A 15,120-nucleotide genomic window follows, 5' to 3' on the forward strand; every position below is an offset into this window, starting at 1 on the left:
ATATCTCCTTCTTTACTTGGGTGCCAACATTTGAACCTGCGATGGCCCTACTTGTACTCCTTGGCCTTGGAGATTGTCAATAACTTGCCTTGTGTAGTCCTGAGATGGTTTGTAATGACCGCTCTGGTCGGTGATCAGCCGCAGCTCTCCGTTGACAACTTGGAGTTCGCCCGCGCCTGCCACCGGTTTCCCTCCGAGGAAGCTCGAGTGATGGAACTCGCCAACGGCGTGCCGGGTGGAGGCGTACAGATTGCCGTTCTCATCCATCACGAAGATTGCTCTGCCATTTCCCGAATGTGCAGTGGCAGCCGATGAAGTATCGAAAAGATTTCCATTGGCGTCGTAGATCTTGCCGTCCTTGACGGTGAGTTGATATGCCGCACGCTCCTCGTCGGTCAGGTACTTGACGTTGGAGCCGGGCCAAATCGAGTTTCCGGGAACTTCTTCGCCCACGTAGTGGCTGTCCATCTCGGTCGTGTTGAACCTCGGAACACCCTTGGGTACGTTGACGTCGACGTCATCATCGGTCTTCTTGCCTGCATCGTCGGCGCGTCGTTTGACGAGATCGACAATGCGCTGCAACTTGTCGCGAATTGTCGATATGGACTTCTGTGTCTTGACTTTGATCGCGAGCTTGGCGGCGGAAATTATGTCGCTGATCCGACTCGCATATCTCTGGACCTTCTGGACGATCTTGCCCGCTCGCAGTGCGGCTACGGCGGCTGCCCCGAAACCTGCAGACAATGCGCCCGCGACTGCCGAGCAGACCAGTGTAACTGCGACTTCGGCCGCGATATCTTTTGCGAGATCCTCCAACAAGTCTATGAGCTTTGCTCGCATCTCATCGATGGCAGACTTCTGCTCTCGACATGACTGTGCGATATCAGAAAATATTGTTACGACATCCTCGGCGGCCGCCTTCATCTCACGAATGTCTTCATCGATGAAAGAAGCTTCGGGTGCGGTTACCGACTCGAAGCTCTGGGCCGCACTTTCCAACTTGGCAGCCAGCCCCGCTACAGCCCCATTTTTCGCAAGAGAGTCCCATGCGGCAGCCGCTTTGGCGAGCTTGTCGGGATCGCCGTCGGGTATGGGTACACCAGCTTTACTGGCCAGCTCGAAGCCATCGTCCAGCAGGCCATTTCCGGGACCGCCCGCGGAAGGCGGTGGCATCGGGCACGTACTCCATGCGAAGGGGAAAGGAGTCGGCTTCCCCGGCTCGGGTCGCCCGGTGCCTTTTTCATAGTCGGCAAGGGCGTAGTTGTAGCCGGCCTCCTGCAGGATGTCGGCATAATTGTCGATCGCTTGAATCAGGTTGCTGGACAGTGCATATACGTCGATGGCTGTGGTGTCATAGGACTTCGTCCAGTCCTTGCATGCGCCAACCGTTCCTCCCATCTCGCTGATATCGGCCAGCTGCTCCATCGCACTGACGAATGCCTTGTGAAAATCGACCGCATAGGTATTGAGATTACTTGCGGTCGACACGTATACGAGTGGATCGACATTGAACTCGGTCACCCTCGTGCCTCACGTTCGGCCGAGCATGCGGAGGTTGGCTGCTGCTGCGGCGCTGTAACGATCCTGAGCATCGACAGCGGCCTTCTTCATTGCCGCAATCCCTTCGGAGACATCTGTGGCGCCGACCATCCACTGACGGAATGCATCGGCTTGCGCATCCGCAGCTGCGCCGTTCCAATTCTGTTGTACCTGACCGATTCTTTGTTCCAGTCCGGCCATGCTGTCGGACAGGAATCCGACGAAGCTGTTCAGTCGCCCTGCTATATCATCCAGCTCTGTCAGTTTTACCCGAAATGGCTGAGTATTGTCCATCTCTTCCCCCTCTATGGCAGATCTAGTGAGCTTGTCTGCTGAGCTCTTGCGCTGTCCTGCTCTGTCAGAGTGCGGCTGGTCACTCCCAGTAGTTCGGCCATCGCCGAGAGTGAATTCATTACCGTATCTGCTCCCTGCTTGACCTCATCCCATCCGACTCGGTAGGCCTCAGCCGACGTTCCTTTCCAGGATTCGAGCAGAGTTGTTATGTCGGCGTCCAGAGACAGAAGTCCGCCTATCAAGGATTCGGCAGTCATTTGCACGAAGAGACCTGCATCGGATACCTCGGCGGGTACGACGGCAAAGTCCGTGGACGATTCTGTAGGTTCCGACAAGGCCCCCCCTGCTTTGAGATTCACCGATAACGGGGTCATCGTACCTGCTGTTGGTGGCAGCTTCCCATCGGATAGCCGTCCTCGAAGCGATGCTGACCACAGCCACAGTGAGCCTTTTTCATCCTCGTGCGGCTGCCCGGAGTTCGCGGTCATGTAGGACATGTATGGCCTTGACCAGCGCACCGGTCTTGTAGGAGCAGCAACGGATTTTGCGCAGCACGCGCCAGGACCACACCTGGGCGCGACCGATCTCACTGCGAGGCAATGCTTTCAAACACGGTGCCACACGCCAGCAGCGGGCAGGCACCCTTGCCGGGGCCAAGAGTGGATCGTGCGCCGCAACGCCCCGCGCTCGTTGAGCAAGCCGTGCAATAGGCCCGAAAACCTCTGCCCTATCAACGATCTACCGAAGATCCGTATACAACAGGGCTGTTGACGCCCCCGCGCCGGAACTACCGAAGTGGCCTGCAATAATCCCACAGAAAGCTGGCCCTCGGTTCCACTCGTACTGGCAGAAGAAGCGGCGGGAAGGACAGCCAGGCGAGCCTCGACGTCATCGTCGAGGCCGCGAACGCGGCGGGCGTACTCGATCGGGTGTGGACCGTGCACGCCGATATGGGCCGCGCCCAGTGGGAAGGGACCACCGCCTTGGCCGCCGAGCACGCCCACAGCTACGGGCTCGGGCCTCGCCACCGCACGGTGGCGCGCACGGGAGGTGACCTCTACGCTCGAGTACTCGAACGGGGAATGTTCCCAGGATTCAAATACCGTTGGTGCACAGTTGACTGCGCCATTCCTCAGTCGGTCGAGGACTGCAACCATGGCAAGTTCGAAGGGGTACGCGGACAGCCGCAAGCCGTCGATCAAACCGGAGTTCCGCGCGGACGGGCGGGATCTGTTGTGACCGTACAGGCTCGACTCCATAGCATGGGTTCGACTCTTTGTCGGCATGCTATAGAGGCAGGCCGACCGCCGGTATAGAGTCCGTTGGGTGCCGCCAGATGACTCAACCTCTGGACCTGCCGATCAGCCTGGCTCAGAGCTCATGGATATGGCTCCAGCGGTTTTAGAGAAATGATCAAGACCTGTGGATGACGGGGAGGACGCACCTTCCCGGATGATCTATCAGTCCGAAGTCTTGATCATGCCGGCGCGCCAACGCCGGTCGGGAAGGTACGTCCGTGCTCACGGTAGTTCAGAACGTCGTCACTGCTGGCGAGGAGGCCGGTTCGCCCCGGTCGTTGCTCGATGAGATCGTCCGTGACGGTGCCCGGCAGATGCTCGCCGCCGCGTTGAAGGCCGAGGTCGCCGCCTATGTCGCTCAGTTCGCCGATCAACTCGACGAGAACGGCCACCGCCTGGTGGTCCGCAACGGGTACCACGCCGAACGGGAGGTCCTCACCGCGGCGGGTGCGGTGACGGTGAAGGCACCGCGGGTCAACGACAAGCGGGTAGACCCGGAATCCGTTGAGCGGCAGCGGTTTTCCTCGGCGATCCTGCCCGCGTGGGCGCGCAAGTCGCCGCAGGTCGCCGAGGTACTGCCGCTGCTGTATCTGCACGGGCTGTCCACCGGGGACTTCGGTCCAGCCCTGGAACAGTTCCTGGGCTCCGGTGCCGGGCTCTCACCAGCGTCGATCACCCGGTTGACCGGCCAGTGGCAGGACGAAGCCCGCGGCTTCGCCGCACGCGAGCTCTCGGGTACCGACTTCGTGTACTTGTGGGTCGACGGCATCCATACCAAGGTCCGGCTCGAGCAGGAGAAACTGTGCCTGCTGGTGATGATCGGAGTCCGCGCCGACGGCCGCAAAGAGCTCGTTGCGCTGGCCGACGGCTACCGTGAATCGACCGAGTCGTGGGCCGATCTGTTGCGTGATTGCCGCCGCCGCGGCATGACCGCTCCCGTGCTCGCGGTCGGCGACGGCGCCCTCGGATTCTGGAAAGCGCTACGCGATGTGTTCCCGACCACCCACGAGCAGCGCTGCTGGTTCCACAGAACCTGTAAAGAATCAACCTGTCGGTGTGTCGGCGGCGGCGAGCAGTTGCGGTGCTGTGCGGAACCGGGTGTCGGCGGGTGTGAATGCGTGTCCGAGGTGCTCGAGGAGGGGGCGGGTTTCGCGGATCGCATTGCCGATGGCGGATCTGCTGACGTCGCCGAGGGCGTCGGCGAGGACTTCGATCGTGCAGAGTCGGCGTTGGTAGAGGATGGTCAGGACGACGCGTTCGGCGTTTCCGATCTTCTGAGGGAACACCCCGCCGCGGGCGCCTTGTTGGCGTTGTCCACCGCGGCGTTGGTGGGTCAGCCGCTCGGTCCGGGCGAGTTGGCGGGCGTGCAGATCCCGGACGAGGACCTCCAGTTGTGCGCGGGTCATGCCGGTCAAGGTCGGTGCCGACAACTTGTCGATGATCGCGGTTCGTCGCGGGGTGGTGTCGTGTTCGAGGAAGTCGAGCAGGTCGGCGGTGGTGGTGAAGCGGACCGCGGCGGTCCCGGACGGGTGGTCGTGGTCTTCGAGGATTCGGCGGGTTTGTTTGACGAGGTCTCCGATGCAGACGCCGGTGACTTCCAACAAGTCGCCCAGGAGGTTCAGCGAACACACCTGCCGCTGGTAGAGGAGGGTGAGCAGGACGCGGGCCGAGTCGTCGAAAAGCGGCTTGACGCGTTGGGCGCCGGTAGCGCGGCGTGCCCGGCCACCACGCTGCTCGCTGTAGCGCTCCTGTGAGCGTGCGGCCTGCCGGGGAGCCAGGATTTCGCAGAGCCGCGCGAGTTGGTCGGGGTTCAGGCCGGTCAGTCGCGGATCGTCGAGACGCCGAAGCATCCGCCGGCGTCGGTGAGCCGCCGTCGAGCCCTGCGCGGGCTCGCCCTCACCCGAGGATGAAGTGTCGGCCTCGGGATGCAGCGTGTAATTCCATGAGCTGTGAATCTCGTGGTGTTGTAGCGGCAGCGCGGCGAATCGCTGCTTGCTGACAGCGATCCCGATCGGGTAGTCACCTGTGTCGAGTGCGGCCTCGATGCGCAGTCCGGTGCGGGTGGTGGTGGAGGCGATCGTTTGCACGACGACCTCGTGGCTGGTCAGCGGGCGACCGCGCCAGTTGTGGGTGATGTGGGAGAACATTCGGTGCTCGATCTTGTTCCATTTCGACGTGCCCGGCGGGAAGTGACAGACCGTGATCGCCAGACCGGTCTCGGCGGCCAACGCCGCCAGTTCGCTCTTCCAGACTTGGCGGCGGTAGCCGTTGGAGCCGCCGCAGTCCGCGGTGATCAACAGGCTCTTCGCGTTCGGATAGTCGCGTTTCCCGTGCGCGGTCCACCAGCGGCGGATCGATTCCACCGCGAACACGCTCGTGTCGTGGTCGACGCCGACGTTGACCCAGCCGGTGTTGCGGGTGAGGTCATAGACCCCGTAGGGGATGGCTTGGGCGACCTCGGGACCGGAGAAGAAGAAATGATGGTCCTCGACCCGCACCGGGTCACCCTTGGGACGCCACTCGCGTCCAGGCATCGGCAGTCGCCCGATCTGCTCGCGTTTCTTGGTATCGACGCTGATCACCGGCCCGCTCGCGGTCGTGCCGTTTCACCTGCTCGTTGATGTAGCGGAACTGGGCGTCCCGGTCCGGGTGCTGGGCGCCTTCGAGGGTCTTGGCGACGCCTTGCAGGCTGAAGCCCTCGGCCTTCAACAACCGCCCGACCGTCATCGCCGAGACCGGATACCCCCGTCCGGTCAACTCGTCGGCGAGATTGCGCAGCGATTTCGTCGTCCACCGCAACGGTGAGCAGGGGTCACCCCGCTCGTCCGGCTCGACCAGCGCCATCAACGCCTCCCGAACCCCCGGGTCGGTCTCCTCGACCCGTTTGCGGCCACCTCCGGGCAGACGCACCCGCCCGCCGGACAACGGCGACCCGCCGGCTTCCAACTCGAAAATCCCTCTGCGGACAGTGGTTTCGCTGACGCCGACCGCCCGCGCTACCGCACGCACCCCGCCATGGCCCAACGCCCGCGCTTCGCTGCCCAACATCAAACGCCGCTGCCGCTCGTTCAGATGCGGAGACAACACCGCCCACCGCTCGACCAGCCCACGAACTCCACTCACCACCGCCATAGCACACCCAAATACATTGCAACCCAACACAACACGTTATTACGTTACAGGTTCACAAGAGTGCGAATGTCCTTGCCGCAATACCGAAATCGGCGCATCCCGCTGCGATCTCGGCGATGAAAGAAATATACAACGCCGAGGATATCGACAAAGCGCAAATCGCGGTGAAAGCCTTCGAAATCGACTACGGCGCAAAATACCCGAAAGCCGTCAAGAAGATCACCGACGATCTCGACGTGCTGCTCGAGTTCTTCAAATATCCGGCCGAGCACTGGATCCACCTGCGGACCACGAACCCGATCGAATCCACCTTCGCCACCGTGCGGTTACGCACGAAGGTCACCAAGGGGCCAGGCTCTCGTGCAGCCGGAATCGCCATGGCCTACAAGCTGATCGAGGCCGCCCAAGGCCGCTGGCGCAAGGTCAACGCACCCGAACTGGTCGCACTCGTCCGCAACGGTGCCCTGTGCTGGCCGTCGTCACGATCGTGGCTGTTGTGGCAGTGGTGTGGTGGCTGGTCGTCCATTTCAGCCCCACATCGGTGCCGACGCCGACACCGAATTCGCCGCACCGACCTCGATGCACAATCCGGCACCCGGTCACGGCACCGATCACGAGTCCCACTGAGCTTGAGATTTAAGGTTGTGGCCCCGGCGTAGCCGGGGCCACACGGGTTTTGCCGACCTCTGGATGTGGCGCGATGTGCCGGTTCTTGCTGCCTTTCGGGCGGCCGGGGCCGGGGCGTGAGGGTTTCGGCGCGCTGGCCGGATTGGGGGTTTTCCGGCGGAGGTGGCGAAACCCGCGACGGACGCGGGCGGGGGTGAGCCGGTGCGGGTCGGTGACGGGTTTCTCCCAGGGGCGGCGCAGGTCGGTGGTGAGGCCGCGTGCGAGCCGCAGCTGGGTGTGGGCGGTGAGGATCAGCCAGGTCCAGCGGTCGCCCTGGGCGGCGGTACGGACCCGGGGCCGGGTCCAGCCGAGGGTTTGTTTCAGGAACCGGAAGGTGTGCTCGATGTCGAAGCGGCGCAGGAACGCCTGCCAGTAGCGGTCCACGTCCGCTGCGGCGCTTTCGGCACGGGATGTCCACAGCCACACCGGTTTCGGGTTTCGGTCGCCGGGTAGCCGATCCACGGTCAACCGGATCAGGGCGCCCTCGATGATCGGTGGCGGACCGTCGAGGTCGGCCCAGGGGCCGCGGTGGGTGAGCCGGGGATGCAACCGGTGCCAGGCAGTGGTGCGGGCGGTGCCGTAGCGAAGGGTGTCGGTGCTGGTCGTGACCGCGGGCTCGGGATGGGTCGCCGGGTCGGCGAGGGTGAACACCGGGCCGTGGCGCGGCGGGCGGCCCGTGCGGGCCCGCGCGGCGGCGGGGAAGCAGAACACCCGATCCGACCGCACCCTACCTACCAGCTCAACCGGCAGATCCGCCAACAGCCACGCCAAGCGGCAGATATCGTAGCCGGCGTCGAACACGATCACGATGTCGCGATCCCCGGGCCGATGATGCCCGGCCGCGCGCAGCCGGGCAACCACGTCGCGGACCTGGGCGGCGGTCACCGCGGTGAGGTCCTCGTCACGGCCGATACGCTGCGCGTCCAGCAGCGCGCACCAGCTCGACGCCCCGGACTCGAGCGCGGCGACGAACGAGTACGGCCAGCCCGGGATCAGCTGCGCGTTGCCCTTGCCGCGCCCATAGGTATGACAGAAACAACGGTCGGCACTGGTCATAGCGTCGGGCCGCAGCCACGGTGACACATCCACCGCCAGCCTGATCCGGCCGCCGCGCTCACACGGGACCGGCAATCCGGTCACCGCCCGCCGCAGCCTGGTGACATCGAGCCGGCCCGCCGCCAGCGCGTCGTACATACCGCCATGACCACGGCGATGCTCGGCCACCAGAGACAACCCGACCAGCGTGGTCACCGGCCCGTCCGCGCACAACACCGCCTCACACAGCTCGAACAACGCATCCGCTCGCGCGCTCGCACACCGGTACAACTCCTGCCGAAACGCCGACAACTCCCCGGCCGCACCCTCGCGACCAGGATCGTGCACACTGTTCATCGAAGCCCTTGGTTCATGAGATTCGTTCTGTAGCAAGATGAATCATCAACCAAGGGCTTCACCCATGATCAACCGGGGCGACCTACCCCAGCTCAGAGGTTAAATCTCAAGCTGAGACCGGAGCGTGTCCACCCGCTGCCCTCGGCCCGCCGTCAAGGTCCCCGTTGCGCGCTCACCACCGCGCCTACCCCTCAGCACTCCGGTCCGCGGGCACAGGTTCGACCTGACGCACGGTCATCCGTCAGCAACTGTTGCAGGACTGACTAATTCGGGTAGGGAATGCCCGCTCACCGTCACCCGGGGGGACGCACGCGGTCAACGCCAGCGATCTCGGTCTACGCCTGTCCCTGTGGTCAGGTCGGTCCTGCCCCCCGCTTCCCTCAGAAAGGTTCCGGCCATGAGCACTCTGGTCAACGAACTCCCCGATATTTCCGGCATCGGCGGCCATTGGACGGTCGCACCGGCCCGAGACTGCGTTACCGGCGGTCGTATTCAGGTCGGGCGAGCGGTGTTCGCGGGCCGTCAGTGGCCCCGCGAACCGAAGGACTGCGTCTGCGTGCGCGGGGACTGGTACCTCGACGGAAACCTTCTACTGTGCAGTGATTGCGGCACCGACGGCACCTGACCGGTACGACACCTCGGGCCGCATCCGATCGATCGAGGAGAAACACATGCCCGGCACCGAGATCCGATACACGACCGGTGACGCCACCGCCCCCGAAGGCGAAGGACCACTCCTGGTGGTTCATCTGTGCAACGACGCCGGTCGGTGGGGTCGCGGTTTCGTTGTCGCGGTCAGCGACCGCTGGCCAGGACCCGAACGCGCCTACCGGCAGTGGCACAGATCTCGCGAGCAACCGTTCGAGCTCGGCGAGATACAGCTCGTCCCGGTCGAGGAGAACGTCTCGGTTGGTCAACATGATCGGCCAGCACGGCATCGCCAACAACCGAACCTCTACACCGCCGATCCGTTACGACGCCGTCGCCCGGTGTCTGGCCACCCTCGCCGAACACGCGATCGCGGCGGGTGCCTCGGTTCATATGCCCCGTATCGGCGCCGGTCTCGCCGGAGGCCGCTGGGAGGAGATCGCACCGCTCATCGACACCCATCTGTGTCGGCGCGGGATCGCGGTGACCGTCTATGACCTGCCCTGAAGGCGAAGGACCCCGCACACCGATCGAGGAACTGCTGCACCGGCTAGCCGCCGCGGCCCTGCTCGGCGAAGCGGAGGCCGTCATGCGCGGCGAACGCCACCTCACCATCGAACACGGCTATCCCGAAACCGACGACGAAACCGCCCGCCTGGACCGGTTGCGGGCCGTGGCATGGCGCGGCGCCGACGGCGCCCACGCACGCTCCATCGGCGGCGGAGGCGACTACACCACGATTACCGTCGAGGGCCCGTCCGCCGAAGCGTTCGTCGACCAGCTCACCGCCCTCGCCACCGCGCTGGGCCCGAGCTGGTGGCGAGTGCGCCAATCGGCACGCTGACCGACCTCACCGAGGGACACCACCATCATCGCGAACCCACACCAACCCCCGCCCCTGTGCGCCACCTGCGCCGTACCGATCACCGCAGAGCAACCCGCGTGGTTGACCGGCAAGATGCCACCACGACAGTGGTCCGACGCCAGCAGCCGCCTCGGCGCCGACACACCGATCCCGCACGATCATTCACCGACTCCGCTGTGCGTGTGCGGGCATACCGCAGAACACGCGATCGGCACCGATCCGGTCCGTTGCGGCGCATTCGACTGCCCGTGCACCCACCACGCGGGCCCGGCATGGACGCCTCACGGCGATCCTGTCGACTGGCATCGGATCGGCCGCGAGGCACACGCGGGGGGACAACCCCTGATCCCGGCCACCGATATCCGAGTGAGCGAGGCGCTGCGGGGACTGCCCGTGGGTGGTGGAGCAGCACAGATCATGAGCCTGTTCACCGACGGCTGGCACACCGCGAACTCCGCGCCCCGCGATACCGCCGCGGCGCTCGTCGCCGACTTGGGCTTGCTCATCACCGCCGCAGCCGAGCTGTACCGCGAATACGGCGACGTCGACGACATCCTGAGCAGTTCCCAGGTCGAAACCCTGCACCGGCTGGTCGAATTCGCCCACGCCTCACCGGAGACTCTGCGGGCATTGGATGCCTGGGACATCGTCTCGGTCGCTACCACCGCCGTCGAACTCGCCGACCGGCACCCTCTGCGCGATCAGGCGCTGCGCGATGCTGTCGAACGCGCCCGAACCCACCTCGAATGATCCCGACTCCGACGAATTGCAGGCACCGACACCGACCCGAACAGGGGTCGATCCTTCCTGCCGCCCGCCACCCAAGTCCCGCACCCACGCCGTCGAACGGCGGCCACCCGTCGGGCATTCGAGAGTTCTGCTTCTTCGCCGCGTCCGCCCCGAACGCGGCGAACCTCCCAACCAGCCACCGGGAAGCTCCGATGCTCTCCTACACCCTCGGTCCCACCAATATCACCATCACCCTTGAAGATCCGGCCCCACTCGAGGTGTGGATAGCTCATCTGGTCCCGCACATCCGCGTTCTGCACGGCAGCAATGCCGACACCGCGATCGGGCAAGTCGAGACCTTGGCCAGAAAGATTCTCACGACAGAGTTCATGACCTACGGAGAAACTCCGGGCGGGGCTGTACTCACCCTCAGATACAAGGACCTGTTCACCGACGGGGAGCCCTCGCCGGAGGCCACCGGCTAGAACGCGTCGGCCCGGCCCGATATCTCGGCGATCCAGCCCTGCGCGGCGAATCGCGCAGCGAGCAGCGATGGCTCCCGACCGTTCGCGGCCGACACGAAACCTGTGCTGGTCCTCTGGCCTACCTCCCAGTCCCACCAGTGCCGGGGCCGCGGCGCTTCTGCGGGAAACAACGCGACAAGCAGTTCGCGGTCCGGGTCGTCGACGACCCGGACCAACGCCCGCAGCGGGTCTGGTGAGGTCAGCAGTTCTTGCGAGGCGACCAGCACGTCCTGGTGCTGGTGCCACGACAGTGCCGGCGCGGGCCATTCGCTGATGCGCAGCAAAGCATCACCGATCAGTGCCAGATGCAATTGCAGCGCGACCGTCATCACCGACATCTCGCGCGAGCCCCACTGCAGGGCCGGACGGCCGGTCAGGACCGCGACCAGCTCTTCGATGCCGAGCCACGGTCGGGTATCACCGTCGAACCTCAACGCACTCTCGGCAGAAGCCATCCGCCACGCCAGCTCGACCGTCGCGCGAGCCACACCCAACTGTCCGACCGCGTCGCGGGTCCGGTCCGGTCCCAATCGCGCGATCGGCCCACTGATATCGAACAGCGCCGCGACCACCGCATCCGAAATAGGTGGGTCGGCGTCGTTCTGCGAGGCCACATCCCACAGATCCGACACCGTGGCCAGAGCCCCGAACGGGACCTGATCCAACCGAACCTGCCATTGACTCAACAGATCCCGCGCTACTGGCCCGTTCGGGCGTGGCACCGCGGCGAAGTCACAGACCTCATCCACGAGCTCGTGATCCGATGTCGCCCCCAGCACCTCCGCGGCAACCTGCGACCTCGATCCCGCTGACACTCGCGGCAATTCACCCGTTCCAGAGCTCACGCCACCACCATAGCCACCCCACGCACACGACCCATCCGATCGACATCGGCAGCCATCGCCTGCGGTCGACCACAGGGACCGAAGCCATCAGGCGGCGTGACAATCCGCCGCGCCGCCGCAGAACGCCACCACCTCGAGTAGACGACTGCTCTCCTCCCAGTCGATCCCCGCCCCTCCCAACGGCGGAATCGAGATCGATTCCGGTGACCTGGTCACCGCCGTTGCCCACGGAGTCCCGTTGCCCGACCGCACCCCGCCACCCGCGAGCGAGCGCCTCGCTATTCCTGCCGCTCTCACTGACGCACCCCAGTCACACGGGATGACCGTGCCCTACATCACCTTGGCCCACCGCGATCGCTCCTATCGGCCGGTATGGGGCCGCATCGACGCACGGCGCCTGCACAAAATCCTCAACCGCCGACTGTGCCAGGTCTGCGGCGCCCCGCTCACCGACCAGGTCGTGGTCTTCCTACGCCCCGACGACTACGCCCTCGGAGTCGCTTCCGAGCCCGGCCTCCATCCCGCCTGCGCCGAATACACCACACAGGCCTGCCCGGTGCTGGCCGGACGGATCCACCGATACAACCCACATCCGGAGGTACGGAGCACCGAATGCGACGATCCCCGATGCGACTGCCGACACTGGTCACGGACACCACCGCGTGAACCACAGCCACCGCGACCGATCGAAGCCTGGTACGCCATCCATTTACCGCTGACCGAATACCGCGTCCTCACCATCGCCGCGACCGACACAAACCCCGAGATCACCGGCATCGACGTGCACACACCGTCACTGCTGCATCGGGTCCGCCGGATCCGTGCCTCCGCGGACCCCGCCAGCGGCACCGACCCGCTGAAACTGCTCCTCATCACCTCGGCGATGTTCGGCGGTGAGCGACCGTGACGACCTCCGACCGCCACCTGCAACGCATCGCCGCGCTGCTGCGCCAGTCCGAGGGCACCGACAACCCCCACGAAGCACACGTGTTCCTCACCCGCGCGCAGGAACTCGCCACGCGCCACTCGATCGACCTCGCCCTGGCACGAGCCACCGACACCGGCCCCACCCGCAGCACACCGATCGCACGTCAGATCACCATCGGTGAACGCGGCACCCGAGGCCTGGCCACCTACGTGCAGTTGTTCCTCGCGATCTCCGGCGCCAACGACGTACGTGTGGACATCGCCCACGATTCGACCTGGGTGATGGCCTTCGGCATGGAAACCGACATCGCCACAGTCGAACTGCTCTATACCCGCCTGCTCACGCAGATGGTGCGAGCCTCACGCGCCTACCTGCGCTCACGCCTACACCGCACCAAACCCAAGATCGGGACACCCGTCCACGGGACCACCGCACGGATCGCGTTCCAGAACGCGTTCGCGGACAAAATCGGCGAACGCCTCACCACGGCCCGCGACGCCACCCGCGCACACATGATCGCCACCACCACCGACGCCAGCGCATCCGGGCCCTCCGCAGCGCTGGTGCTGCGCGACAAACAGATCGAAGTCACCGACTTCTACCAACGAAACAGTCGCGCACGAGGCAGCTGGAATCCCGACAAACGGCGGCGTCGGCGCCCCGCACCCAAGGCGGCCATCGCCGGGCGCCAAGCCGGGCAGCGTGCCCGCCTCACCGACCAGCCCGCCCTCCCCGCACCACACCCGCGGCTGCGTTCATGACCCGCCACGCCACCCGCGACACACAGCGCAGCCGGGTCTACGCCGCCGAGCAGATGGTGCGGTCCATTTTCGACCTGGCCGCCCGGACACCGGGCCGCCAAGTCGAGATCTTCGGATCCCGCCTCACCCTGCCCGAGGAGCGGCGTGTGGTGTCGCTCGAGTCGATCAAGACCTACGCCGACACCGTCCTGGCCCTGCCCGCGGTCCGCGCCCGATACGACCGTGCCGCGGTCGCGGTTACCGTCCGCGACCGCCGCGGCCCGACCCGCGCGCACTACGAGCCCGCCACCGCGACCATCGCCATTCCCCTGCACAACCGCGCCCAGTTGCGGGAACTGGTGATCCTGCACGAACTAGCCCATCACCTGCAACCTTTCGCGAGCGAACCGGGCCACGGCGCGGCATTCACCGCGATCCTGTGCCACCTGCTCGAGATCGCCCTCGGCACCGAGACCGCGTGGCTCATGCGCGCCTGCCTCGCCGACGCCGGAGCCCACATCGACTAGATCGCACCCGGTCACGACCGAACCAGAACAGCACTGCCGCACAACGATCCGCGACTCACACCCCGCGCGGGCCTACCCGCCGACACTGCCACCGGGTCACCCGCATGTCATCGATCCCGTTACGGGAGGAGCACACTCATGTCTTCGGTCCGCCAAAACTATCGCGGCTCCCGTACAGAATTCGATGTCGGTGCCGCTCCCCTGCCCGACCCCCACCCCGCCCAGCGCGGCGCCACCGGACACCGCTACGGCCCCGGCGACGCGTACGTGGTCGCGGCCGTGGCGGCCGCGTCGAACTCGGGTGAGGGATCCGAGGTCATCGCCCAAGCCGGCGTTCGCGCGGTCACCGCGTACGGGGCCGCGTTCGACCACCGCGACGACCCCGCGTATCTGTTCGAACTGGCGAGAGTCGCCTTGCCCCTGCACAACGAATTCGCGACCGGGACACAACAACACGCGCTGTCGGCCTTCCAAGACCGTGAGTGCGGACACCGTCGCCCCGACGCCGACCTCGTCGTAGCGCTCGTCACGCCAAGCGGTGACGTCCACCTCGGCTGGCTCGGAAATTCCCGGGCCTGGCTGTATTTCGGCACCGGCGAACTGCTCCAGCACACCACCGATCACCACCTCACCGAAACCGGGTCACCGTCGCTGGCCGGCAACGACGCACCCGAGAACCGGCACTGGTGCCGGGCCGCAGACCTCTGGCGGCGGCCCACGCACGTCGTACTCACCACCGCAGGTGTCCACGAATTCCTGCCCCCGCAAGCCATCGCCCACGCGCTGGCCACAGCGCCCACAGCGCGCCGCGCCGCGCACTGGCTGACCCGGTGGGCCGAACGCGTCGCGCGAACCCGCGCCGATAGCCCCGCCGCGCTCGTACTTCGCCTGCCGCTCGACGATCCGACGCCGGGTCCGTTCATGCGCAGGATCTCCCTCCACGACGCCGACTGATCACCGCGACAACAACCCTGACGTTGGCGCGCGCCATCT

Annotated in this window: 15 protein-coding genes and 4 pseudogenes; 11 read left to right on the forward strand and 8 right to left on the reverse strand. The window is 65.5% G+C overall.

What is annotated here, in order from left to right; all coding sequences use genetic code 11:
• Positions 1–12: 12 nt before the first annotated feature.
• The 4 genes from OG225_RS42375 to OG225_RS42390 all read right to left on the reverse strand — a co-directional run bounded on the left by OG225_RS42375 (position 13) and on the right by OG225_RS42390 (position 3,523).
• Positions 13–1,521, reverse strand: a complete 1,509-nt coding sequence (locus tag OG225_RS42375) for a hypothetical protein (RefSeq protein ID WP_331758056.1) — start codon at positions 1,519–1,521, stop codon at positions 13–15.
• 9 nt (positions 1,522–1,530) lie between these two features.
• Entirely contained in the window at positions 1,531–1,833 is a 303-nt protein-coding gene (locus OG225_RS42380) for a WXG100 family type VII secretion target (RefSeq protein WP_331758057.1), read from the reverse strand.
• Between the two features lie 11 nt (positions 1,834–1,844).
• Positions 1,845–2,330, reverse strand: coding sequence for a WXG100 family type VII secretion target (locus OG225_RS42385; protein ID WP_331758058.1), 486 nt, complete (start codon positions 2,328–2,330; stop codon positions 1,845–1,847).
• A 980-nt stretch (positions 2,331–3,310) separates the two neighbouring features.
• Positions 3,311–3,523 (reverse strand): hypothetical protein, encoded by a 213-nt coding sequence (locus OG225_RS42390; protein ID WP_405183594.1) that lies wholly within the window; start codon positions 3,521–3,523, stop codon positions 3,311–3,313.
• Between OG225_RS42390 and OG225_RS42395 the strand changes: the two are divergent.
• A pseudogene (locus OG225_RS42395) lies at positions 3,422–4,162 on the forward strand (IS256 family transposase); the annotation flags it as partial. The gene OG225_RS42390 and the pseudogene OG225_RS42395 sit on opposite strands and share 102 nt — an antisense overlap.
• 12 nt (positions 4,163–4,174) lie before the next feature.
• On the opposite strand, the pseudogene OG225_RS42400 reads toward OG225_RS42395, so the two are convergent.
• A pseudogene (locus OG225_RS42400) lies at positions 4,175–6,263 on the reverse strand (ISAzo13 family transposase).
• 11 nt (positions 6,264–6,274) lie between these two features.
• On the opposite strand from OG225_RS42400, the pseudogene OG225_RS42405 reads away from it, so the two are divergent.
• Positions 6,275–6,730, forward strand: a pseudogene (locus OG225_RS42405) (transposase); the annotation flags it as partial.
• Positions 6,731–6,899: 169 nt separating this feature from the next.
• Here the strand turns inward: OG225_RS42405 and OG225_RS42410 are convergent.
• Entirely contained in the window at positions 6,900–8,321 is a 1,422-nt protein-coding gene (locus tag OG225_RS42410; protein ID WP_331758060.1) for an NF041680 family putative transposase, read from the reverse strand.
• Positions 8,322–8,718: 397 nt separating this feature from the next.
• Here OG225_RS42410 and OG225_RS42415 point away from each other — a divergent pair, with 397 nt between their 5' ends.
• The 5 genes and pseudogenes from OG225_RS42415 to OG225_RS42435 all read left to right on the forward strand — a co-directional run bounded on the left by OG225_RS42415 (position 8,719) and on the right by OG225_RS42435 (position 11,048).
• The gene (locus tag OG225_RS42415) at positions 8,719–8,946 is read left to right on the forward strand and encodes a hypothetical protein (RefSeq protein WP_331758061.1); all 228 of its coding nucleotides are present in this window, start codon (positions 8,719–8,721) and stop codon (positions 8,944–8,946) included.
• A gap of 46 nt (positions 8,947–8,992) precedes the next feature.
• Positions 8,993–9,476 (forward strand): annotated as a pseudogene (locus tag OG225_RS42420) (macro domain-containing protein).
• Entirely contained in the window at positions 9,463–9,813 is a 351-nt protein-coding gene (locus tag OG225_RS42425) for a hypothetical protein (RefSeq protein WP_331758063.1), read from the forward strand. Before OG225_RS42420 ends, OG225_RS42425 begins: the two are co-directional and overlap by 14 nt.
• Positions 9,814–9,927: 114 nt before the next feature.
• Positions 9,928–10,584, forward strand: a complete 657-nt coding sequence (locus OG225_RS42430) for a hypothetical protein (RefSeq protein WP_405183595.1) — start codon at positions 9,928–9,930, stop codon at positions 10,582–10,584.
• 191 nt (positions 10,585–10,775) lie between these two features.
• Complete coding sequence (locus OG225_RS42435) at positions 10,776–11,048, forward strand: hypothetical protein (protein ID WP_405183596.1); 273 nt, start codon at positions 10,776–10,778, stop codon at positions 11,046–11,048.
• Here the strand turns inward: OG225_RS42435 and OG225_RS42440 are convergent.
• Both OG225_RS42440 and OG225_RS42445 read right to left on the reverse strand, forming a co-directional pair.
• Positions 11,045–11,836, reverse strand: a complete 792-nt coding sequence (locus tag OG225_RS42440) for a hypothetical protein (protein WP_331758070.1) — start codon at positions 11,834–11,836, stop codon at positions 11,045–11,047. The two genes, OG225_RS42435 and OG225_RS42440, sit on opposite strands and share 4 nt — an antisense overlap.
• 183 nt (positions 11,837–12,019) lie before the next feature.
• Positions 12,020–12,229, reverse strand: a complete 210-nt coding sequence (locus OG225_RS42445) for a hypothetical protein (protein WP_405183597.1) — start codon at positions 12,227–12,229, stop codon at positions 12,020–12,022.
• 22 nt (positions 12,230–12,251) lie between these two features.
• Here OG225_RS42445 and OG225_RS42450 point away from each other — a divergent pair, with 22 nt between their 5' ends.
• The 4 genes from OG225_RS42450 (at position 12,252) to OG225_RS42465 (ending at position 15,081) form a co-directional block, all read left to right on the forward strand.
• Complete coding sequence (locus OG225_RS42450; RefSeq protein ID WP_331758072.1) at positions 12,252–12,839, forward strand: hypothetical protein; 588 nt, start codon at positions 12,252–12,254, stop codon at positions 12,837–12,839.
• On the forward strand, positions 12,836–13,621 hold the full coding sequence (locus OG225_RS42455; RefSeq protein WP_331758074.1) for a DUF2786 domain-containing protein: 786 nt from the start codon (positions 12,836–12,838) through the stop codon (positions 13,619–13,621). Before OG225_RS42450 ends, OG225_RS42455 begins: the two co-directional genes overlap by 4 nt.
• A complete protein-coding gene (locus tag OG225_RS42460; protein ID WP_331758076.1) occupies positions 13,618–14,127 on the forward strand; it encodes a TIGR04338 family metallohydrolase in 510 nt (169 codons plus the stop codon). Before OG225_RS42455 ends, OG225_RS42460 begins: the two co-directional genes overlap by 4 nt.
• 138 nt (positions 14,128–14,265) lie before the next feature.
• Entirely contained in the window at positions 14,266–15,081 is an 816-nt protein-coding gene (locus OG225_RS42465; protein WP_331758078.1) for a protein phosphatase 2C domain-containing protein, read from the forward strand.
• Positions 15,082–15,120: the final 39 nt, after the last annotated feature.

The sequence above is a fragment of the Nocardia sp. NBC_01377 genome (genome assembly GCF_045040005.1).
In the GTDB taxonomy this organism is placed as follows: Bacteria; Actinomycetota; Actinomycetes; order Mycobacteriales; family Mycobacteriaceae; genus Nocardia; species Nocardia noduli.